Source organism: Fischerella major NIES-592 (genome assembly GCF_001904645.1).
In the GTDB taxonomy this organism is placed as follows: Bacteria; Cyanobacteriota; Cyanobacteriia; order Cyanobacteriales; family Nostocaceae; genus Fischerella; species Fischerella thermalis.
This window is the reverse complement of sequence record NZ_MRCA01000003.1, coordinates 231,176-254,167: the sequence shown is the minus strand read 5'-3', so window position 1 is coordinate 254,167 and position 22,992 is coordinate 231,176. Positions and strand designations below refer to the sequence as shown.

The following is a 22,992-nucleotide window of genomic DNA, read 5'->3' as shown; positions in this document are numbered from 1 at the left end:
TTGGAAGATTGACTTTTCTTAAGGAATTATACGGTGTAAGTATGTATATTTTTAAGCAAAAATAATTATATACAAAAATTCTGTTTTTCTCAATATGACTATGCCTTTCGACCTCAACTCTAGAAAGCATAGTCCAATTGAGGTTTTTGAGGATGATACACATTTTCTCGTCCGTATTCATCCTGAAAACCGCGATCGTGCTAAGAAGATTGCTGGACGACAATGGGATGGAAGCCGGAAAGTATGGGTCTACCCTAAAGATCAACCTACCTACGAAGCACTATCAGAAGAATTTGAAAATGATGCCCACCAATTCGACATCCGCAGACCAAAAACTCAACGTCCCCCTGGTATTGAGTCACCTGTGAAAGAACCAGATGATAGTGAATTTGATGATCAAATTCTGGATATAGATAATAATCAAGGAAAAATTAACAGCAAACTCGAAGAAATTGGGGAAATTCTAAATTACCTGAAAGATGGTGCACTAAACCAAGACAGAATACTAGGAGAGTTGTACGGAAATCAAGCAGAAATAACTCAAATGCTTGCTAAGTTTGAGCTACCTGTCCGGCAAACTGTTAAGACCGAAAAGATTGAAGTTCTACCTGATAACCTCGACCTAGATAAGCCAAAAGAGTAGCGATCGCGCTTACCAATGCAGAAGGGATTTTACAAGCTCACTGGCGAGCCAGAAAGGGCGAGGATGAGACTCTTTCTGCGGAGGTGCTACGTGAGGGTTTATCGTGGATTGCTTCCAAAGCTGAATCATTGGGTATAGGTCGTCATCTCTACCTTATTCGTGATGGACTTAGACCACACAACGAGTCCATAGAATCTTACCGTGAAGCTTTGTTCAATCATGAATTTACATTGATCGAATATTCAAAATCTGGCTCTCCTTTAATTCACTGCGCTCCTTTTGAACCCCAACCAGGTACAACAATTCTAATTGAGGAATCAGACTTTACCGCTTTATATCCCTGCACCTCACCACAGCATGGCGTACTCACAACACCAGTAAAATTCCGCACACCAATCAATCCTAAAAACCATAGTTCATCAGATATCGCTTTACTACTCACAGCTCTTTGCCATTCAGCTACGCTCTCCTACCAACCTAGTCGCCTTCCTGCTCCACTCCAATGGGCAAACGGTCTTTCACGTCTCTCCTACACGGATCTACAGTTCTCTGGTTGGTCTCATAGAGTTAAAAAACTCGTCAATATTGCAACACCATAGCTACAGTAGTAGTGCTACTGACTTTTGCTGTTAGATTGCTTAAGTCATTGACGTAAAGGTAGCCGTAAAGTTACTGATAAGTGTTCAGGATTAAGTTACGTGAGGTTGTAGTGGTCAAAGTTGAGTGATTCTTTGCTGTGAGCGATCGCCTACTAAAATACAATACATTTCTCAGGTAAAATCAGAAAGCGATCGCACTATTTCTTGCTTTTGCTAAAATGAAGCTCAAAGGCTTAATGCAACAGGAAGTAGCTTGATGACAATTATTGTGACCCTGACTCCAGAATTAGAAGCACGACTGCGCGACAAAGCTGCTCGGCAAGGTCAAGATGTTAATCTTGTTGCATCAGAATTACTGGCTAATGTCTTAGAGTGGGAAACACAAGATTCAGAGGAAGCTATCAAAGGTATTCAACAAGGATTAGATGACTTTGAGGCTGGTCGGTTTCGGTCTTTTCATGAGTTTGCTGACGAGCAGCGTCGTAAGTATAACTTAGCCACTTATTAATGGAATACCGTATCGAAATTTCTAGTGTGGCTGAGGCTGAGGCAAATAGTGCATTTCTGCGTTTGTCTCAAATAATATCTCCAAGCAGAGCAAGTCAGTGGTATGCAGGATTACTACAAGCAATTGAGTCTTTGTCACAAATGCCCAAGCGTTGTCCGCTAGCCAGAGAGAATGAATATTTTAGCCAAGAAATTCGACAATTACTCTATGGTCGAGGGCGTAATTTATACCGTATTCTGTTTACTATTTTAGAACGAGAAGAAGTAGCCACAATTCGTATTCTCCATATCCGACACGCCTCACAGCAAACTCTTGGTGAAGAGCCAGAGAAACCCGACACAACTTAACAAGACTGTGTAGTGAATCTAATTACGTATCTATCTACATAATATTACGTATAGCAGTTGGTCTTAAGGCTTCTTCAAAATACTGTCGATATAGTTCACAACTAGATATTACCTGATTTCCTTGCAGCTTGACTAACCCCATACTGTGCAACTTAAATGCTAAAGTCTGTTCTAACTCTACAGGATTTGATGAATGGATTACTTCCTCATAGGCTGCTGCTAATTGCGCATGTTCTTGTAAGCTTCTTAAATGGCGATGCAAATGATTACTATAAATACCTGCATCCGTAGCTGCGGTTTCGATTAACTGCTTCAAAGTCAAATCTTGCTGTGCAAGATGATATAAAGCCTGTTGCACTAAATATGGATGTCCGTCCACAAGCTGCATCAGTTCTGATAATTCACCTTCAGATAAATGAATTTCATAACGTTTAGCTAAATCGAATACTTGCAGAGGTGTAAATGTTTGCAATTCAATTGCTAAACCCACATTAAATGGTGATTTATTAATATCTAGAGGAATATATACTTCTGTGGAATGGACAATAACCAACCGGAGATTTTGCCACAGAGGATTACCACTATCTCCGTAGGCTGCTTCTTCATACCAAGAACGCAATAAAGTAAAGAAATCATCAGCAATTTCTGGGTGTAAAAACACCTCATCAACTTGATCCAAACCTAATACCAAAACACCATTAAGATCTGGCAATAAACAATCTTCAAAATAAGCTGTGCAGTTACTTTTACTACCAAAAGTTTCACTCCAATAATCCTCAACTTTATGGGGTAATTGAAGCTTGCGAGTAATCGCAGCACAAAACCAACGCAAGAATTTATCTAAATCATTAAAAATAGAACGCTCTGCTCTCTGTAAGCTTAAAGCTACAGTACGTACTTCATCAGGATTTTGTTGTTTAGCATGAGCTAAAATTCTCACCATCAAAGAAGTTTTACCCATTTGACTTGGTGCTTTAATGCGAATTAATGCCCCTGGTCTGGTAATTTCTTCATAACAGCGAGACTCTACGGGAGGACGTTCTACATAAAAAGAAGATGGGGAGAGGGGTGTGAAGGGTATAAACATTTTCGTTATCCTCTTGCGCGTTCTTGTGTCCTCTTCCCAAGAGATTCGTTGCGCTAGGACAGCCATCAAATTAGTTTTACTGACTTTTTGCCCTAGACTAGCTGAAAGGATCTGCCATAATTTTGGGCCCACATCATGCTTGATATACTCAGGAGCATAGTCACATTCTGCCGCAATTTGGTCATATTTTTGACCTAGCAAAGCTCCCCGTAGTACAGCTACTTCAATGTTTCTCAAATGTCTTTTGGTCTTGGCAAATACTGCTGCATCTGCCAATTTTAAAGCGGTTTCAAATGTTATTGCTTGTTCTTGAATAATTTCCACCATTTTCTTAGTTTAATTTTTATAAGCTGAAAGTTCCAGATCCCCGAATGCTTAAACAAGTCGGGGATCTTGCTAATTCATAATTGCTTTGTCTGCTACCTGTTGTAGGATTTGAGTAAAGAGATGGTCAGGATATTGCAAACAAAATAGTCCGCTACTGCCAAGTTGTGCCATGTCTTCTGAAAGTGGAAATATACCTGCAACTGGGATGTTATAAGTTTTTTCCACTTTTTGCTGTAGTGATGAAAAGTCCATTCGGCTTGGTGTCTTATTAATGATCATCATCATCTTGCAGACTTGAAGCTGACGAGCAATATTAACTGTCACCGCCGTACCTTGAAAGTCTTGGCGATCTGGACGGAGAATTACAATTAAAAGGTTGGAAATAGCAATAGAAAGTAAAGTTTCTCGACTCAGACCAGGGTGAGTATCAATAAATAAGTAGTCTAACTCTAGTTCTTCAATTAATCTTTGAAATCCACTATTAAGTAAACTAACGTTGTATCCTTCACTGAGAATTTTGGCAATTTCATCAGTATTTATACTAGAAGGTATGAGGAAAACTTTTCCCTGATTAATTTCTAGATCAGAAGTGACATCATAGGCGGTGTCAGCAATGGAACTACGATTCCACAAATAGTCATTCAAGGTCTTGCCTGTCATAGTCTCATTAATACCAAATAAAGCATGAATACCCGGAGATTGCAGGTCAGTATCTACAATGGCAACTCGCTTTGCTTGCAGTGCTATTGCTACTGCTAAATTTGCTGTTAAGTTAGATTTACCAGTTCCGCCTCGGAACGAGTGAATCGCAATAATTTTAGACATATAGATTTCAGCAATTAGCAATCTGCATTCCGAAGAGATTCAATGTCTATCTGCAATTGTTGAAAATAATCAGTTTGAGTAATTTCTGCTACCTGGTATGCAACTTTATGTAAATCAATTTCGATTTGCATCTCTTGGAGTCGGAGTTTTCTCTCCTTTTCCTGCTGTTTCAATAGACTTTCTAATTCAGCTTTTTGCTGTTTTGTAATTGCCAATTCCTGCTGCAAAGCAGCAACTTCTGCCCTTAAACTTTCTTCAATATCTTGTAAGTTAGACTTAGCCTTTTGTTTGACTTCATTCTTTCTAAAGCTATTCTGGGTTAGTCTGGAAGGAAAAGGCATGAGAATATTGTTATTCGCTGCATTTTTAAAAGTACTGAAGCTAATAATCTTGGCGGGGACTGCTTCGATACCAATATTAAAAGGATATTGGGGCATGATTTACTCCATATGATCAACGCCTGTGCTGGAAATTTGCGGATCTTTATCTTTCTAGGATTACGCGATCGCACAACATGACGAAAGATCAGTTTTGCGGCGAAGCAGCACTTGGAAAACTGGTCTTGACAAAAATGTATCTTTATGATTTGACAATACCTGAGACTAAATTATTTTAGTCTCAGTCTCTGTGTCTAAGGCAACGGATGTTTTTGCCAAACAAAAGTTTTTTAAGGTAGTTTGTACTAAGCAATGCGCGTGCTTAAATGAGGGCTAAAGCCCCTAGTACGAACTATCAAACCCTATCCAGGATTTACAGGAGAATATTCCCCAAACTGCCAACGTAGGGAAGTAGCATTCCTACTTTCCAACACCTGGTCAATATCAAACTCTACTAAGCGCTGCGCCCCAGCAAACTCACTTAATCTATTTACATCCCAAATTACCTTTGCTTTACCAATGAGTTGCAATGTGTGACCTTGTTCAAAATTGATAAATAATAAACCTGCATTTGGATTCACAATCAAGTTACCGAAGGTCTGAAACATATTATTACCAGAGTAATCGGGAAACACAAGCTTATTACTATTCACAACTTGCACAAACCCCGGAAATCCTCCTCTGTGGGAAGCATCAGCCCCACTTTCTGGATGAAAACTGGCTATAAAAAAAGTGTCGCTTTGGGTTATCCAAAGTTGATTTGTCTGGTTCAAAGCATCTATAATAAGGGTTTGAGGTTCTTTTGATAAATAAATTATAGCTTTTTCGATGTGACGTACCTGGATGTATTTAGGACAGTTAAAAAACGCCTGCTGAATCTGTACTTTTATACTCTGTTGATCTACTTCTGCTTTGCCATTTAAACGCAAACGCTTGCGGTTTGCTAAATCAATTATCAATAGACCAATATCATTATTGCCGTGCAGGTTTTGGTGTAGGGGATCGGTATGTATAGGAGTAAAATTAATCTGTACCGTTTGCGTGTTTAAGACTTGTACGAAACCAGGTTGTCCGGTTAATAAAGATGCCCAGACTCTGCTGTTTGCATCCACTGTACTAGCAACTGCTAATTGTTGCTTACTAAGGAAATCTTGGACAGATGGCTTGATAGTGCTATTGATGACATGACATAGACGTTGCGCCTCTTGTCGCACCCCGGCTTGAGTTTGGACTCTGATTTCTCCAGAATGAAAAGACATTATATTAATTCGTTTTACTAGCTAGTTTTGTTCTACGATCTCAATCTTCTGTATCCGTAAAAAATTAAGTCGTGCGACTTCTGCACATTTATTAAATATTCGTTATATAACCTCATACAACCTCTACTTTCCAAGATCAGTTTTGGCTTGATTGGGCAAAGATAACTGATCTTGGCGATCGCATAATTTTATGCTGTTGCAATAAACATTGCGATTCTGCAAATATTATTTATACGTGGAACGCTGAGATAACACTCGGTAATTCAGTCAGATCCAGCTATACCAGGACACACTCAAAAATTGTGGCTACTCTCAAAGCTTCTCAACAGGGACTCGCAAGGATTAAACAAGCTAGAAGTGAAAAAGGCTGGTCTGTTGATGATTTTCGATGGATAGAGTTAGCCAGTGAAGTTTTAGGTGTCTGTTGGAAAGAAAAAGGCGTTCTTGCTGTTGGTATATCAGAAGGAACTTGGAAACGTTTCTTAGCGGGAAAACAGGCGATTAACGCTGAGGCATTTAAAGCCTACTCTCAGGTGCTTGGTTTGAACTGGGAAGAGGTTGTTGAACAGAAGGCAGCTATGCGGAGGCAGAAGGCAGAGGGAGACAAGAGGGACAGGGAGGACAAGGGAGAACTCAGTACACCCTACGGGAAGCCGCAGAAGCGTCTACAGCATTTAGCACTCGAGACTGACTGGGGTGAAGCACCTGATGTATCGATTTTCTACGGTCGTTGTGAAGAATTGGAAACCGTTAAAGGATGGGTTACACAAGAAAATTGTCGCTTGATTACGTTGCTGGGAATGGGTGGGATTGGTAAAACAACACTATCCGTTAAGCTAGCACAGGAAATTATTGCCAGTATAGAGGGCAAGGGAACAGAAGGACGACAAGGGGAAATTTCATCTGCTTCATCCCCAGTCGCTAGTCCCCAATCCCCTCAATACATAATTTGGCGCAGTCTCCGCAATGTACCGCCTGTAGAAGATATTTTGGCAGAACTGATTCAGTTTTTATCTGCACAGCACCAAACAAATTTACCAACTCATTTAAACGGTAGAATCTCGCTGCTACTCAAATATTTACGTTCGTCGCGCTGTCTAATTATTCTGGATAATGCTGAGTCAATTTTACAAGCAGGCGATCGCACTGGTCGTTATCGTGCTGGATGTGAAGGTTACGGTCAATTTCTGCAATGTGTAGCAGAAACTTCCCACCAAAGTTGTTTAATTCTCACTTCACGGGAAAAACCCCAAGGACTCACCAAGTATGAAGGGGATAGTTTGCCAGTGCGTTCTCTGCAACTTACAGGTTTACTAGAAACAGAAGGGCGCGAATTATTTAACGTTAAAGGTAAATTTACTGCTTCCCAAGAGCAATGGCAATTTTTAATTTCACGCTATGGCGGTAATCCTCTGGCTCTCAAGATTGTAGCGTCTTCCATCCGAGACTTTTTTGATGGTGATATTTCCCAATTTCTGGAAATTTCCCAGCAAGGTACATTCATCTTTGATGATATTCGTGATCTGCTTGACCAACAGTTCCAGCGTCTGACAGTCTTGGAACGAGAGATTATGTACTGGTTAGCCATCAACCGCGAACCTATTTCTCTACCAGAGTTACAAGCAGATTTTGTGGCTAATATCCCACCTCGTGAACTGCTAGAATCGCTCTTGTCTTTGCAAAGGCGTTCTTTAATCGAAAAAAGTGCTGCTGGCTTTACTCAGCAACCTGTAGTGATGGAGTATGTTAGCAATCAGTTGATAGAGCAAGTTTGTCAAGAAATCGAGCAATGGGGAACACAGAAGCAATTTTCCCCTCCTACTTCTCTATTTATCAGTCATGCACTAATTAAGGCGCAAGCTAAAGATTATGTGCGGGAGACTCAAATCAGTCTGATTCTTCAACCTGTTATCGATAAATTAATTACAGAACTTGGCAGTCTGCAAAATATAGCTAATTGTCTGGTTCAAATCCTTGCCAACCTCCGAGGCAAATCGCCGCAAGTAACGGGCTATGCTGGGGGAAATGCTTTAAATCTGCTGCATCAAGCACAAATTGACCTCAGTAGCTATGATTTTTCGGGTTTAACTGTTTGGCAAGCTTATCTTCAGGGTGTAAACTTGCATGATGTTAATTTTGCAGACTCAGATTTATATCGCTGTGTTTTTACTGAAACTTTAGGTAATATTTTATCTGCTGCCTTTAGTCCAGATGGTCAACTTTTAGCAACTTGCGATACTGATTGTCATGTCCGTCTGTGGGAGGTGAAAACAGGTAAATTATTGCTCATTTGTCAAGGACATATTAATTGGGTGCGCTTTGTGGTGTTTAGTCCAGATGGTAAAATCCTGGCGAGTTGTGGTGCTGACCAGAATGTTAAACTCTGGAGCGTCCAAGATGGAGTGTGTATAAAAACTTTAACTGGGCATGAACATGAGGTATTTTCTGTAGCGTTTCATCCCGACGGTCAGATTTTAGCCAGTGCAAGTGGTGATAAGACTGTCAAACTTTGGAATATCCACGAGGGTAAATGCTTGCAAACGCTTACAGGACATACAGATTGGGTACGTTGCGTTGCTTTCAGTCCTGATGGCCAAACCTTGGCTAGTAGTGGTGCTGACCACATAATAAAACTGTGGGATGTGCGTCAGGGTCAATGCTTAAGAACTTTGGAAGCACATACAGGGTGGGTGCGTTCGGTGGCGTTTAGTGCAGATGGCCAAACCTTGGCTAGTGCTAGTGGCGATCGCACTATTAAAATTTGGAATTATCATACAGGTGAATGCTTGCAAACTTACACAGGACATACTAACAGCGTCTATTCCATTGCTTTTAGTCCTGATAGTAAAATTCTAGTTAGTGGAAGTGGCGATCGCACAATCAAACTCTGGGATTGTCAAACAAATATTTGCATCAAAACTCTACATGCGCATACCAATGAAGTTTGTGCCGTCGCCTTTAGCCCAGATGGTTACACACTGGTATGTGTCAGTTTAGACCAAAGTGTTAGGCTGTGGGATTGTCGTACTGGTCAATGTTTGAAAACTTGGTACGGTAATACAGATTGGGCATTTCCTGTAGCTTTTAGTCCTGACGGATTAATTTTAGCCAGTGGTAGTAACGACAAAACAGTTAAGCTATGGGATTGGCAAACTGGTAGTTGCATTAGAAGCTTAGAAGGGCATACAGATTTTATTTATGGAATTGCCTTTAGTCAAGATAATCAAATCTTGGCAAGTGCAAGTACAGATTCTTCAGTAAGATTATGGAATTTTAGCACAGGTCAATGTTTCCAAATTTTACTCGGACATACAGATTGGGTATATGCCGTAGCTTTTCATCCGCAAGGTAAAATCCTTGCCACTGGTAGCGCTGACTCTACAGTCAAGCTATGGGATATTAGCACAGGTCAATGTCTCAAAAGCTTGAGCGAACATACCGATAAAATCCTGGGAATTGCTTGGAGTCCAGACGGGCAAGTTTTAGCTACCGCCAGTGCTGACCAATCGGTAAAATTGTGGGATTATTGCACAGGTAATTGCATCAGCACATTACAAGGACACGATAGTCGTGTATACTCAGCTATCTTTAGTCCAGAGGGGGAAATCATCGCTACTTGCAGCACTGACCAAACGGTGAAACTATGGAATTTGAAAACTGGTAAATGTTTCAAAACACTAACTGGACATACAAACTGGGTATTTGCTGTTGCATTTAGTCCAGATGGAAAAACCCTTGCTAGTGCATCCCATGACCAAACTGTGAGAATTTGGGATGTCAGCACAGGGAAATGTCGTCATGTCTGCGTTGGGCATACACATTTAGTATCTTCCATTGCATTCAGCCACGATGGAGAATTTGTCGCAAGTGGTTCTCAAGACCAAACCGTAAGGATTTGGGAGATGAAAACGGGTGACTGTATAAGAATTTTGAGGGCGAAAAGACTTTATGAGGGGATGAATATTACTCGAGTCAAAGGTTTAACAGATGCGACGATTGTGACACTGCAATCTTTAGGTGCAGTAGGTTAGAAGTTTAGGAGGTCTTTTCTGGAGTACTTAAACGCCACAGTAAAATTAGAGGTAGAGAAATTATGGTACATCCTGTGAGTGGATTTATCGCAACATCATTTTGTTTACTCGGATGAACTTGAGCTTGAACAGCTACTTGTAAATACATTATTCTGCAAAACCTCATTTACTACTACTGATATAGATAACACCGCGATATTTTAACTCAGATTTGAGTTGAGTTTGAACTTTTGTATGCTTTACAATCTTGTAACTAACCCCACGATACTTTGCAGTTATAAAATCTTGCTGCTTAGGCAATTGGGTGATGATAGTACTGTAATAAGAACCGCGATAAGACAGTAGCATAAGTTTAGTTTATTTTTGTGGGTGACTAGCGTTGACTGTTATCACGATAAAATTTATATTTTCTCAAGTCGATATATAAAAGTTATGCAGTTTTTGAGCGAAACAAGAATTAACTTTATTTCTTACACCCTTAACTTTTCACTAACTATAAGTGCCACAAATGGGTTATGACTTATGGACTACCAGTACCTTAAATTAATTGTGGCGATCACAAGCAAAATACTTAACTTTTCTGTATTGACGGAAAAATTTGGCAGTGGCGATCGCCGTTAACCAAAAGTAATGCAACTATCTACACTATATTTGATTCCCATTGGGTGATTTTGGCAAGAAGACGATTAGAATTTGTCAGGATGGAAGGTAGTTATTTTAAGCAGAAGCAATAAGCATTGACATTGATAAAGTGATCGCCTTCTTTTTGCATAAGTGTAGCTAGTTTACCATTCATTATTAATTTCGGCTCGCAAGCGGCGTAACAGTTCTACCGGAATGGCATAAAATGACTGCTCACTGCGAATCTGTCTACTAGCCGACTCCTGTCTGCGCTCTAACCAGAAGGTTAACAGCCCAATAACTTCGCCCAATTGATTCAAGATGGGTGCGCCACTGATTCCTCCTTGTAGGGGAATGCTCACCTCCAACACTCGCTCAGAGCAAAGTGAACTGGGACGGACACGATTAATTAACCCCGTATTGCAGTAAAGATTCTCGGTAAATCCTCCACTTTCAGGAGAGGGAAAACCAATGGTCATGATCTGCTCTCCCACTTCAACTAGTTCCGAAAAGCCTAACCGCAAGGGTGTTAGCGAGTTAGATGCTGGCTGCACCTGCAAAATTGCTACATCGTCTGCACCCCAACTGGGTAAATGAATTGATACGACCTGCAAAGTACCCTCTCTGGTAAATACCTGTATAGCGTGGGGTGCAACACAGTTTCCTGTCGTCTCGTCGATGAGTACATGGCGATTGGTAGCGATGTAATGGGAGCTAATCACAAAACCACTGCCACTCGTAGCCCAATTACCTAAATTTACTTGTATCCAAACAACAGAAGAAGTATAAATCCGGACAGTATGATTGAGGCTGGTAAAATCTGGTTGGTGAACTCCCAGCGTAACCGTATTTTCATGCAACAAAGCTGTATAAGCTTCGCGTTGTCGAACACGAGCTAAAATTTCTAAACCGAGTTCTACTTGCTGCGAAGATAGAGGTTTAGCCAATCGCTCAAACTGAGTCAAAGCTTCTGAGTAACGTTGCAGACGTAAAAAATGTTGTGCTAGCTCTTGAGGATTACCTTCAGGGTTAATGGGCAAGTTCTCCAGCACACTCAACCATCTTTGATAATTGGCGGCAATATCAATGATATCCATTTTGGCATTTTGAGCGCGTTGCAGCAGCTGATCGCCATCTTCTAACAACTGCTGTACTTGCGTGACAATTTCCTTAGTTCGCCAATCCAACGAGCCATAACGATCTAACCACAAACGAATACTGCGGCTTAAGGTGTCCCATTGATCCAGTGCGAGTCTGGTGTTGTTCTCTAATTGCAGGCGATCGCGATAAACATCAAAAAGTGTATTATTATCTGTGGATGTAGGTGAATAGCGTTCCCGATGTCGTTCGTAAATCTGGATGCGGTTTTGAAAGCGTGTTGACAAAGCAAGAATGTCTGCTGTTTCTACCTCATGCAAGGTTGCTTGCAACTGTGCCATCAGTTTTTCTAAACTAGTCAGCGATTCCTGATAGAGTTGTGAGTCACGGAATCGAGTTTGCAGCGAAGTCATTTGTGCGGGGGTGAGCAAGTGGGAATCAGCGATCGCAATACTCTGCTTATTACCCGTCCCGACATCACGAGCCGTGACCGTGAGCAAACAATTAGCATCAATTTCAAACTTGACATCAATCTGCGGTACACCAGCTGGGGCAATGGGAATGCCTTGTAGGATAAATTCGCCAATCTTGAAATTTTCTTCAGGAATAGATGATTCCCCCTGAAAAACCTCAATTCTGACCACAGTTTGGTTATCTTCAATGGTAGTGTATCGCTGGGTGTTGGCAGTGGGAATGGTGGTGTGTTTGGGAATGACACGACTAAACTGAAATTCCCCAGACTCAACCCGGCATTTAATCCCTAAACTGAAGGGTACAACATCGAGCAACAGCGTGTTATGGAAATCACCCATGAGAATTGCTGTTTGCAAAGCTGCACCACGGGCAACGACTGTCAAGGGATCATAAGCAGAATCAGGCTCTAGATGAAATACATCACGAATACATCGGCGAACTGCGGGCATTAGTCCACCCCCTCCAATCAGCAAGATACGAGTGGGGTTTTCTGTGATTTTTCGGCAGGTGCTACGAATCCGTTCTAGCCAGGGGGATGCCAATCGTTCTAGTTCTGCTCGTGTCAGGATTAATTGGATTGTGCGATCGCCAATCAGATAAGGCAAATCGATTGTCCATTCGCTTTGTGTAGACAGTTCAATCTTGAGTTGTTCACAAGCCTGACGCAAGCGGGTTGCGGCTTGACTATTGCGCGGAATATCTTGTCCTGTCTCGGCTCTGACAAATTCACTAAAATGGGTGTAAATGATTTCGTCTAAATCCGCACTACCAAGGGCATTATCACCTTCAATCTGCTGTACTTCAAATACACCGCCACCAGCTTCAATGATCGAAAGGTCGAAAGTTCCTGCCCCCAAGTCAGCGACTAAGATGGTTTCATTTTTATGTTCATGGATACGCTGGGCCAGACAAGCCGCGGTTGGTTCATGTATCAATCGCAGCACACAAATATCTGCTAGAAATCCAGCAGTTTTAGTTGCCTGTTTCTGTGCCTCGTTAAAGTACGCTGGTACAGTAATGACGATGTTGTGCAAGGGAATGACAGGCGGATGTTGCACCAGAAACTCATTTACCCAATCGCTGGGAGGAGTTGATCGCATTTTCTGGGCGGCGATGGTCGAGACTTTGGCTGCAATCTTCGTTTGCAGGTATTCCCTGGCAAACTCACGCGCACAGTTGATAATCCGGGCGGAAATTTCTTCGGCTCGATATTCTTGACCACCTGCCCGAAATTTCCGGTCTGTTCCCATCTCCCGTTTAGCTTTGATGATGATGGCGCGGGGGGACTTGCCTAACAACTCGGCGATGGGGACTCCCACCAGTTCCCGTCCCGACTGATCAATCGCAAATACCGATGGGATCTGCCGTTGTCTTCGCCGCTCCACAACTTCCGGCTTTCCTTCTCGTTTGTTGTAAAGACACACTACACTGTTACTAGTGCCTAAATCCAACCCGATCGCATCAATATAATCTGCTAAAACTTGCGTAGTTGCATCTTTAACCCATTTATTTGCCTGCTCCTCAAAGCGGCGACGATCTAGCACTTCTATACCAGGAAGCTCAATCGCTACCAAGTCTAGCCATTTTTGCCCCAGCAGACCTTGGTCTGCCAAATCTTTGATCCGCCGCCACAATTTGGCTTTTTGGCTGGTGGATTGTCCTGTGGCGTTGGCTTTGGCTGCACACAACTGGGCGAGCTGCTCCACCCGTCCAGCTTTTTGCAGCAATTCTTGGAATTGATAATCAAACAATGCTGGCTCATCACCTAGCTGCTGTTGGCGTAACTCTGCTGCCCGCAAGAACTCCCCGGCTTGTGCGTAAAGTGCGATCGCCTGATCGGTTTCTCCCAACCGTTCATACAGCGATGCCGCCATAAAAAAGTCACCGCCTTCTTCTAGCAACTGTGCTTTTTTTCTGATATCAACTGCTTCCGGGGAGGCAGATTCTAAGGCAACTAAAGCTTGTCCAAATGCACCAGCTTTTTCAAACAACACAGAAGCAGCAAAATAATCTTGGGCTTTCTCGGCTTGCAATCCAGCTTCGAGATAGTTTCCCGCCGCCTCTTCCAGAAGACTCCAGCGTTTAAACAGGTCTGTGGTAGACTGTCCCTCACAGCCTGACAACTCAGTAGTCAAGGCAGCACGAGCGGTTCTGACTGCCTCTGATAAAAGACGTTGTGTCCGTTCAGCTTCAGGTACTTGAGATTTTTCCTGCCATGCTGCGGCTACAGACTTTAACAACTGTACAGCCGCTAAAAATTCCTGATGTTCGATGTGTAACCTGACTGTATTCTCTAATGATTCTCGAATTGACTGCACCCATTCAGGGGTAATACTAGGACGGTATTGAATAGCTAGTCCTAATTCTCCAAGTCTCTGGTGACAATCGCTGACCCGTTCTAGATTACCTGCTTGTTGAAAATGTTCGAGGGCTATGGTAAAATTACGGCCCTCCCAAAAACTCTCTGCTACTTTTTCATGCGCTTGAGCGATCGCTCTGTCATCACCTAACCGATTAGCCAAATTCAACCGCCGCAAGGCATTTTCCTGACCAGCCAGAGGCATGAGGTAATGCATAGCAGCGCGGTAATCTTGAGCAGTTTCCGCCAAATCAGCAGCTTCAATATAGCGATCGACAAGAGCGTAAACTTGATGTATTTTGGGAAGTTCATCTGGCTGCAACTGTGCAAAAAATGACTTCCAAGGATCAGCCAGTTGAAAAGTGTGATTTTCTAAAAAAATATTGACTACTTGCAAAAGTTGTGATTTATCTAAATTACCCTCCTGACGCCGCTTGAGTAACTTAGCTAACAGCAGATTGCTATCACCAATTCTTGCTGTTTGCAGGCATATCTGTTGCTGGATTTCCTGTATAGATGAGGTTTCGGGCAATCGTTGCGATAGTCGCCATGCAGCGTCCAGATTTTGAGCGGTTTGAGGTTTTGCTTCCAGCAGAAAAGAGAGTGCTTGTCCAATCGCCAAGTTAGGGCTAGGAGTTTGTTCACCAAAAAGCGGATCAAATCTGAAAATTAATTGAGTGAGTTCCTGGTGATCGCTGCATTTCCTAGCTAGAAACAAAGCTTGCGTATAAGTCTGCCAAGCTTTTTCCCTGTCTTGGGGAATCTCTAGTTGTCTTTGTAACTTTTCACAAGTCTTGGCTAGCTGTTGACGAGGATTTTTTCCCGCCTGTAGCCTTCTTACCAGACTAATCAGAGGTCTGTATAAAGCCTGAAATAACCTCTTGAAATTCAAGCGCCAATTAGACATTTTTCTTTTAGGAAACCTATTATAGTAAATCTACGGAATAGATTACTTTTGCGATTTCCTGTAATAATTTTTAATACCTGTGGCTTTATCATCAAATTCTGATTCAATAGTGTCCACGATCTCTTAGCAGCCGAGCAATTGCATTTTGATACAGTTCTATTTCCGATTTATGTGGATTCTGCCTGCGCTCGAATTGAATGAGCCGTTTGCAAGCGCCTTGATCGCCATAAAGAAGTTTTAAAAATTGATTTTTTAGCGCATTCAATTCGCTAGAGTCAGTTTGCTGATTAATAACAGATAAAGTCTGCGATTTGGAATTTTGATCAGGAGAACTGAGATTCTGACTAGGAGAAGTTTGCTTATGTTTGAAAGCTTTAAAATTATGGTAAAAAATCACTTTAATAACAGGTAGTGCAGTAACAGTTAGTGCTGATATTACCCAAAAATTGGAGAAACCCAGCATTAAACCTACACCTAAACTAATCCCCAAAGCAGGTATTAAGCGCTTCCCTACTCCCCCTGCTTCTTGAAAGGTAAGTTAAATTAGGGTGCGTCACTATCGATAGATTGCACGCTTGAATTTTTCTGCTGCATTATATATTTTCATATTTCCTTGTTGGCGAGACCAATGAGCGGCTCTTCGCGCATCTAAAAAGGCATTGTGTCTGTCTCCTAATTTTTTTAAAGCCATAGAACGACCAAGATAAGCAGCAGCATAACTCGGGTTGTTCGAGATCGCTAGATTATAAGCTGCGATCGCACTCTGGAATTTCCCCTGTTGATAGTGTTGAAAACCCTGTTTTAAATAGGCACTAGCAAGTTGAGGATTAATAGTTGAATTGGGAGCATTAGTATTGTGTCTTTGATTTCCTAAGCCCAACGAGCCAGGGTTTTGACATCTAGGGTGATTTCTCACCTCAGGATTCTGTCTACAAATCTCACTTTCTATGGCAGAAGGCATGATATATGTTTCTGGTGGTGGGATAGGGGTATACCATTGTGCTTGTGCATTACTAGATAAACTCACTAATGGCGCAATGGTTAACAAACTAACCCAAAATTGTTTGAGTTTATTCATGATTTATTCCTCATGCAAACATGATGTGACTAGCGATCGCGACACAGGCTAGCTACAATCTCAATTGTTCAAAATTAATACCAATTCCAGAAAAGAATGAAACAGATGTGTAGGTTGGGTTGAACTCAGTGAAACCCAACAATCACAATATTTTGAGGTGTTGGGTTTCGTCCCTCAACCCAACCTACATCCGTCTCATATTTTTTGTGAAATGGTATAAGTAACCTTTCAAAACTCAGAAACCATTATGATATCTGGATTTCTTTATTTTTAATTGGTATAAAGACATGATTTTAAAGTCTATAGCTTTTCAATGCACAAATATTTGTTGGTTATAAAATTTAACTATAAACCTTTAATATCATGTTCTCTTGAATACTTATACTGTCGCGTAGGCTGGTAATTGGTAATAGGTAATTGGTAATGGAGAAAAACCAATGACCAAAAGCGAAGCATAATATCGTAAGCAATTAGCCGAACTTGATATAACTGGTTTGCTAAACAAAATCCCTTGACATACCAGTAAAATCCAAAAATTTGGTTATTCCCACTCTCATACACATCGTTGGACTTTAGCCAACTGAAAATAATCAATTGCTCTAGCTTACTATGGTATTTTCACTGAATTAATGCGATCGCCAAGGCTGGGGCGTAGCCCATCGCACAAACCCCTCTCATCCTCTTTGACATCTGCACTATTGTGCAAATAATCCCTCACACAATTACAAGCCTGCGCTAACAATTTCTCTGGACTAGAATCAAAATCTAAATTCCAGAGAGTGATTTTACCAAGAGAATCTGAAGAAGCTAAAACTAGACCATCTGGGCTGAAACTCACGCTTTTAACCCCAGCATCCAAACCTGCAAGGGTTTGCAGCACTTCTCCCTGACGGTTCCAAAGCTTGACTGTCATATCTTCACTTGCTGTAGCAATAATCTCTCCATTTGGACTAAAACTTACAGCATTCACCTCACCCTCATGTCCCCGCAGTGTAGAGACGTTACATGTAACATCTCTACATTCTTGGCGATTCCAGAGTTTCACGGTTTTATCTTTACTGGCTGTGGCGATAACCTGGCTATCAGGACTAAAACCTACAGCCTGTATTCCAGCTTGATGTCCTTTGAGGGTAACTAGTTCTTGTCCTTGGCAATTCCAGAGTTTAGCAGTTCCATCTTCACTTGCGGTAGCAATAATTTGACCATCAGGACTAAAACTTACGCTTCTCACACCGCCTTGATGTCCACGTAAAGTTAAAAGTTCCTTGCCATTTAAATTCCACAGTTTAACTGTTGTATCCCAGCTAGCACTAGCAATGGTTTTACCGTCTGGGCTGAAAGTTACGCTCCTTACATCTGCTTGATGTCCCCGCAAAGTCACTATTTCTTTTCCAGACAAATTCCACAGTTTGACGGTTTTATCTCGACTAGCGGTAGCGATAATTTGTCCATTAGGGCTGAACTGGAGGCTTCTTAGGGTATCGCTATGACCGTTCAGTGTTACCAGTTCCTGTCCTTGGTGATTCCAGAGTTTCGCCATTGTGTAACGACCAGTTGTACCAAGAATTTGACCATCAGGACTAAAACTGACACTACCAGCAGCAGCTTCACCAAGATTGAAACTTAGGGATTGGAATTTTCCTGCTTCCCCATTCTCCATATTCCACAATCTCACAGTCCCGTCTTCACCACTACTGGCCAGGATTTGTCCATCTTTACTTAAATTTACACCCCAAACAGCATCAGTATGTCCCCGAAAAACTTGCAATTCCTCGCCTTTGCGGCTCCACAGTCGGATGGTTTTATCCCAGCTGGCAGTGGCAATTGTCTGACCGTCACGGCTAAAAACTGCACTAGCTACAGTATCAGTATGACCGCGTAGTGTTGCCAATTCCTTACCGTCTAAATCCCAAATTTTCGCGGTCTTGTCTCGACTTGTCGTGACTAGGTTTTTGCCATCCCGGCTGAAATTAACATACATTACCCAATTCTTATGGCCTCCCAGAGACAATAATTCTTTGCCATCCAAAGACCAAACCTTTGCTGTACCATCTCGACTAGCGGTAGCAATCATTTTGCCGTTGGGGCTGAAATGGATAGCAACAACTGGGGCATTATGGGTAGAGAAAGATTTCAACTCCTGTCCTTGTAGGTTCCAGAGTCTCATTTTACCGCCCCATTCCATTGATGCGATCGCCTTGCTATCGGGGCTAAATCCGACACACGCTACCCAATCTTGATGATTTAAGGTGATAATTTCTTTACCATCTTCAACACGCCAGACTTTCACGGTTTTATCTCGACTGGCACTGACCAACATCTTACCATCGGGACTAAAATTTACACTCCAAACTGCATCCGTATGACCACGCAGGGTATGAAGTAGCTTACCATCACGCTGCCAAATTTTCACGGTTTTGTCCCAACTGGCGCTGGCTAACTTTTGCCCATCGGGACTGAATTTCACCCGTGTGACTACATCCCCATGTCCTACCAAACGGTTGCGTTCACGCACCCAGTAAAGGGACTGGCGTAATGTCTTTTCTACCTGCACCTTTAACTCTGTATCTGCGTTTTCCCATCCCATGTGGTTTAACTTGATACCAGCCCTTAGACTTTCAAGTAAAGCATCAAAGGTATTATGAGACTCAAAAGCAGTTTCTGATAAGAGGGTCAAGGCTTTAATCTCGCCCAAGCTTACTTGTCGCTTTTGTTGCGCGGTTTGCCATGTTAGTAAACCTGACAATCCCAGCAGGGTGAGAGTCACTAGAGACAACGCAGATAATCCCACCACTCCGCGACGAATCGTTTGTTTCGCTTGCTGTTCGGCATTCAGGAGGATTTGATTTGCCTGTTGGGATGCAATTAGCGCACTTTGTACCTGGCGTTTCTCCAGTTCTTCACTAGCGGCTAAAAACCGATAATCCATGTTACTCAAACTCTTGCCCTTCGCCCAAGCTTGAGCATCTTTGAGGACTTGTCCTCGTAAGAGGTTGGTTTCATCCTGATAATTTGATGTCACCCACCCATTAATTAAATCTGCGTAGGGTCGTAACTTTTTTAACTGCTTTTCTACCCACTCTAAATTAAAAACTTCTTGATAGATGCGATTGTAAACCTGTAAGCTACCTTGTTTTTTAACCACTAACCCCGATAGGAGCAATTCGATTTTTTCAGGTGAATCATCGGCTGGCACACCACCTTGCTGTAATATTTGCAGATATAGTCCCAGTAGTCTGCTAGCCCGTTGTTCGTTGCAAAGTAATCGATCGCGTATCGTTCTTAAATGGGGTGGCTCATCAAGTGATGCCCAATTGTCGATGATATGCGATCGCACTATAGCAGATACTTGATCTGCGATCGCTTCAGTTGGGGTCAATATCTCGTGCATCAGTTTCTTCAGGAAGGGCGATTCTATAGCAGAAAAGTTCCCCTGTTGTCCTGTTCCTCCATCCCAATGCTGTGCTACTAATTGACAGAGTTTCTGAGTCAAAAATGGTTGACCTCCCGTCCAAGCAAGTATTTCCTTCAATGCTGCTTGAGGATTTTCTACTTTATTTGCCAACCCTATTTCTAATGATTGAACTTCCGCAAGATTGAACCCGTTTAACTCTATTGCTCGTCCAATATTAAAAGGTGTGCGAGTTTTATCTGCAATTAAATCTGAAGGTGTGGCTACTCCCAATAGAGCAAAAGTGAAGCGTTTGTGTTCGTGGCAAGAGCGGATCAGAGCAAAAAAGTCATCCGTATTAAATGGTAAGCTGATTGTACTGTCAATTTCATCAAAGAAAATTACAATCGGCTGCTTAATCAATTCTGGTAAAACAGATTGCAGTAATTCACCCAAACGACCTACAGGGGACAGGTCTTGTCTTTCTCCTAACCAATTGCGGACATTAATTTGAGTAGATAGCCGGAAACTCCTTACCAGCCGCATAACGATATCTGCATACCATTGGTCGGCTGTGATGTTGCGATTTCCAATCCCCGACAGGTCAACCGTTGTGCAAGCAATACCATCCTCTTGCAGACGTTTAGCCACCTGTACTCGCAAGCTAGATTTGCCCATCTGACGACAGTTGAGAACGTAACAAAACTCACCTGCCTTTAGAGCATTGTAGAGTTCTTCGTCAGCCTGCCGTACTACGTAGCTGGGTGCATCAGCCGGGAGGCGTCCGCCAACTTGATATTCGTAGGATGAAATCAATATTTGCACGGGTATCCCTGCCTTTCAATTCTGAATTGATGCAATGCATCACAAAGTTGACTGTCATATTTATAGAAGTTCTAGCTGTAATTGTCGATGTAGAAAAGTTAAGGATTTTCTTGACTTAATGTACAGCAATTTACAAACTAAAAAAATGTATCATACCGGAAATAAGCGATCGCAAATTCCATTCCCCAAAAACTGGAAAAAACTGGACTATGTATTGAAATTGTGGTATTGACTAGCAACATCACCTGGAATTACGGGACATTTAGTTGCTAACAGGGAAACTGCTCGAGCAGATCATACTCTGCCATTTCTCCTTGCTGCGATCGCACAAAACCTAATTCTGCCTGAAATCAAAAAAGGCGATCGCCTGTCTTTGAATTCAACAAATTTATAACTCTGGCATCTGTAGGTTACGTTTATTACCTGCGTAATGCTTGTAAATTTAACTGGGGTAAAGACCTTCATCCTTTCCACTTTACCCCAGTTTTACCTCAGAAATGCTGATTGGGGTAAAAACCTCTACCTTACATTTTTACCCCAGTTCTTTATCCCAACTACCCAAAATAACCCCAAAAATATCTTAAGGCTTGGAAAACAAGACCTTTAACGTCCAACAAAAAAGGGCTTTCAAGCCCTGAAACACTTGATTTTCTTAAAGGCGGCACCCGGATTTGAACCGGGGAATGGAGGTTTTGCAGTCCGATATCCAACTTTCAAAAGCCTGACTGGTAAAGATTTTGAAAAAATAAAACCAAAATGTAACAAATTTTGTAGCAAGCTCAAAATTTCGTGCATTATAAAAAACTATAGCTTTAAAAACTAAAATTCAGTATATATATTTAGCTTTTAGCTTACATGATAATAACAACCCAAATTAAACAAAAAATTATCAACCATTCTCAATACCAGAGCGAAATGGAAATATGTGGATTAATTTGTGAGAATGGGGAAGTTTTTCCTTGTGCAAATATTGCTCCTAACCCGCAAGAAGCGTTTGAAATTTCAACAGACTACTTTGACCAAATAAACGCTGCTAACCAAGTAGCGGCTATTTACCATAGTCATTGGCAACATACGCAACCAGCTTTACTCAGCCCCACAGATATAAGCAACAGCAAAGCTGCAAAACTACCCTACGTCCTATACCACACTGCTTTCGGGCAATGGGACTACTACGAACCTAACAATATTTACCCCTATCCCCTAACCCCTAATCCCCATTCCCCAAAATCACTAGAGTATTACCTGGGATGGCGCTTTGAGTACAACCGTAGCGACTGTTACACGCTATTTCGCAGTTACTATAAAGGGATGCTGGATATCGAACTACCAGACTTTCCAAGAGGTGACATCGAAGAAACAACTTCACCGGAATGGGATATGTTTAGGAGCAATTTTGCTTCATGTGGTTTCCGTAAACTCGAAGCCGATGAACCACTCCAAACAAACGATGTGTTACTCATGTGTATTGTAGGCGATCGCACTCACCACGCCGCCATATTATTAGACCCTTCAACCGGGAAAGCGCTGCATAATCTCGGTGAAGGTCGACTCAGTGAAATTTTTATGTATGGCGGGTATTGGGTAGACAGGACACGGGCTGTAATTCGGTATGTTGGTTAAGGTATTGGATCATCTCGCCCAATCCCTAATTCTCTCAATTGCGTTTTTACCCCTTCTGGTTCTGTTCCGCAATAGTAGTATCGTTTTTGGCGGAGATTAACTAGGTAGTAGCCATCTCTCCCGCCATTGATCCGAAATAATTCAATCGCAACTTTCTCTCTGGAAATACCGTAAAGCAATTCAAAATCATCAAAGTCAATAGCAATTGGCAGGTTTCGTACAAGAACCTTGGCCTTTTTTAAAAACCACTCTCCAGAACGCCGTTCTAGAACTCGGTAGTAATCTGGAATAAAAACGGTTGTCTCTGACATAATGGTGGTAAGAAAGTCCCTAGACAATCTAGGGACAAAAACTAAACTAAGTTGTTATTCTGATTTGTCATCAGAAAGTTCAGGAGGAAGCTTTTAAAGGAACCTAGTTTCCTCCCCTTTCATATTTAGCTCAAGATATCCCGCAGGATTTTCCTGAGCCTCGTCTTCGACCTCGTAAACCGCTTCATAAACCCGAATTTCGTCGGGATTGGTTTCGTGGTTTCCGTTGCCTTTTTTACCTGATTGGGTCAATTTACCTCCTTATGAGGGTTTAGTAGTATTTGCCCCTCATACCTACAATT

15 protein-coding genes are annotated in these 22,992 nt (G+C 41.9%); 6 read left to right on the top strand and 9 right to left on the bottom strand.

Annotated features, from left to right (window positions below; all coding sequences use genetic code 11):
• Positions 1 to 100: 100 nt before the first annotated feature.
• The 4 genes from NIES592_RS08445 (at position 101) to NIES592_RS08430 (ending at position 2,097) form a co-directional block, all read left to right on the top strand.
• Positions 101 to 643: a hypothetical protein gene (locus NIES592_RS08445; protein WP_143168355.1), complete on the top strand. Its 543-nt coding sequence runs from the start codon at positions 101 to 103 to the stop codon at positions 641 to 643.
• 83 nt (positions 644 to 726) lie between these two features.
• Positions 727 to 1,242 (top strand): hypothetical protein, encoded by a 516-nt coding sequence (locus tag NIES592_RS08440; RefSeq protein WP_073555484.1) that lies wholly within the window; start codon positions 727 to 729, stop codon positions 1,240 to 1,242.
• A 256-nt stretch (positions 1,243 to 1,498) separates the two neighbouring features.
• Positions 1,499 to 1,750: a hypothetical protein gene (locus tag NIES592_RS08435; protein ID WP_073555483.1), complete on the top strand. Its 252-nt coding sequence runs from the start codon at positions 1,499 to 1,501 to the stop codon at positions 1,748 to 1,750.
• Positions 1,750 to 2,097, top strand: coding sequence for a type II toxin-antitoxin system RelE/ParE family toxin (locus NIES592_RS08430; RefSeq protein WP_073555482.1), 348 nt, complete (start codon positions 1,750 to 1,752; stop codon positions 2,095 to 2,097). Before NIES592_RS08435 ends, NIES592_RS08430 begins: the two co-directional genes overlap by 1 nt.
• A 34-nt stretch (positions 2,098 to 2,131) precedes the next feature.
• Here NIES592_RS08430 and NIES592_RS08425 read toward each other — a convergent pair whose 3' ends face one another.
• The 4 genes from NIES592_RS08425 to NIES592_RS08410 form a co-directional block, all read right to left on the bottom strand.
• Entirely contained in the window at positions 2,132 to 3,511 is a 1,380-nt protein-coding gene (locus NIES592_RS08425; protein ID WP_073555481.1) for an AAA-like domain-containing protein, read from the bottom strand.
• Positions 3,512 to 3,580: 69 nt separating this feature from the next.
• On the bottom strand, positions 3,581 to 4,336 hold the full coding sequence (locus NIES592_RS08420; protein ID WP_073555480.1) for a MinD/ParA family ATP-binding protein: 756 nt from the start codon (positions 4,334 to 4,336) through the stop codon (positions 3,581 to 3,583).
• A gap of 14 nt (positions 4,337 to 4,350) precedes the next feature.
• Positions 4,351 to 4,773: a hypothetical protein gene (locus tag NIES592_RS08415; RefSeq protein ID WP_073555479.1), complete on the bottom strand. Its 423-nt coding sequence runs from the start codon at positions 4,771 to 4,773 to the stop codon at positions 4,351 to 4,353.
• Positions 4,774 to 5,075: 302 nt separating this feature from the next.
• Positions 5,076 to 5,972 (bottom strand): pyridoxamine 5'-phosphate oxidase family protein, encoded by an 897-nt coding sequence (locus NIES592_RS08410; RefSeq protein ID WP_073555478.1) that lies wholly within the window; start codon positions 5,970 to 5,972, stop codon positions 5,076 to 5,078.
• A 302-nt stretch (positions 5,973 to 6,274) separates the two neighbouring features.
• Between NIES592_RS08410 and NIES592_RS08405 the strand changes: the two genes are divergently transcribed.
• Entirely contained in the window at positions 6,275 to 10,003 is a 3,729-nt protein-coding gene (locus NIES592_RS08405) for an NB-ARC domain-containing protein (RefSeq protein WP_073555477.1), read from the top strand.
• 162 nt (positions 10,004 to 10,165) lie between these two features.
• Here the strand turns inward: NIES592_RS08405 and NIES592_RS26220 are convergent, their stop codons facing one another.
• From NIES592_RS26220 to NIES592_RS08380, 4 genes are all read right to left on the bottom strand, one after another.
• On the bottom strand, positions 10,166 to 10,351 hold the full coding sequence (locus tag NIES592_RS26220) for a DUF4278 domain-containing protein (protein ID WP_073555476.1): 186 nt from the start codon (positions 10,349 to 10,351) through the stop codon (positions 10,166 to 10,168).
• A gap of 437 nt (positions 10,352 to 10,788) precedes the next feature.
• Complete coding sequence (locus NIES592_RS08395) at positions 10,789 to 15,462, bottom strand: Hsp70 family protein (RefSeq protein ID WP_073555475.1); 4,674 nt, start codon at positions 15,460 to 15,462, stop codon at positions 10,789 to 10,791.
• A gap of 556 nt (positions 15,463 to 16,018) precedes the next feature.
• The gene (locus NIES592_RS08385) at positions 16,019 to 16,540 is read right to left on the bottom strand and encodes a tetratricopeptide repeat protein (protein ID WP_073555473.1); all 522 of its coding nucleotides are present in this window, start codon (positions 16,538 to 16,540) and stop codon (positions 16,019 to 16,021) included.
• Positions 16,541 to 17,147: 607 nt separating this feature from the next.
• A complete protein-coding gene (locus NIES592_RS08380) occupies positions 17,148 to 20,756 on the bottom strand; it encodes an AAA-like domain-containing protein (protein WP_073555472.1) in 3,609 nt (1,202 codons plus the stop codon).
• A gap of 855 nt (positions 20,757 to 21,611) precedes the next feature.
• Here NIES592_RS08380 and NIES592_RS08375 point away from each other — a divergent pair.
• Positions 21,612 to 22,379 (top strand): NlpC/P60 family protein, encoded by a 768-nt coding sequence (locus NIES592_RS08375; protein ID WP_073555471.1) that lies wholly within the window; start codon positions 21,612 to 21,614, stop codon positions 22,377 to 22,379.
• Here NIES592_RS08375 and NIES592_RS08370 read toward each other — a convergent pair.
• The gene (locus tag NIES592_RS08370) at positions 22,376 to 22,690 is read right to left on the bottom strand and encodes a hypothetical protein (RefSeq protein ID WP_073555470.1); all 315 of its coding nucleotides are present in this window, start codon (positions 22,688 to 22,690) and stop codon (positions 22,376 to 22,378) included. The two genes, NIES592_RS08375 and NIES592_RS08370, sit on opposite strands and share 4 nt — an antisense overlap.
• Between the last annotated feature and the right edge of the window lie 302 nt (positions 22,691 to 22,992).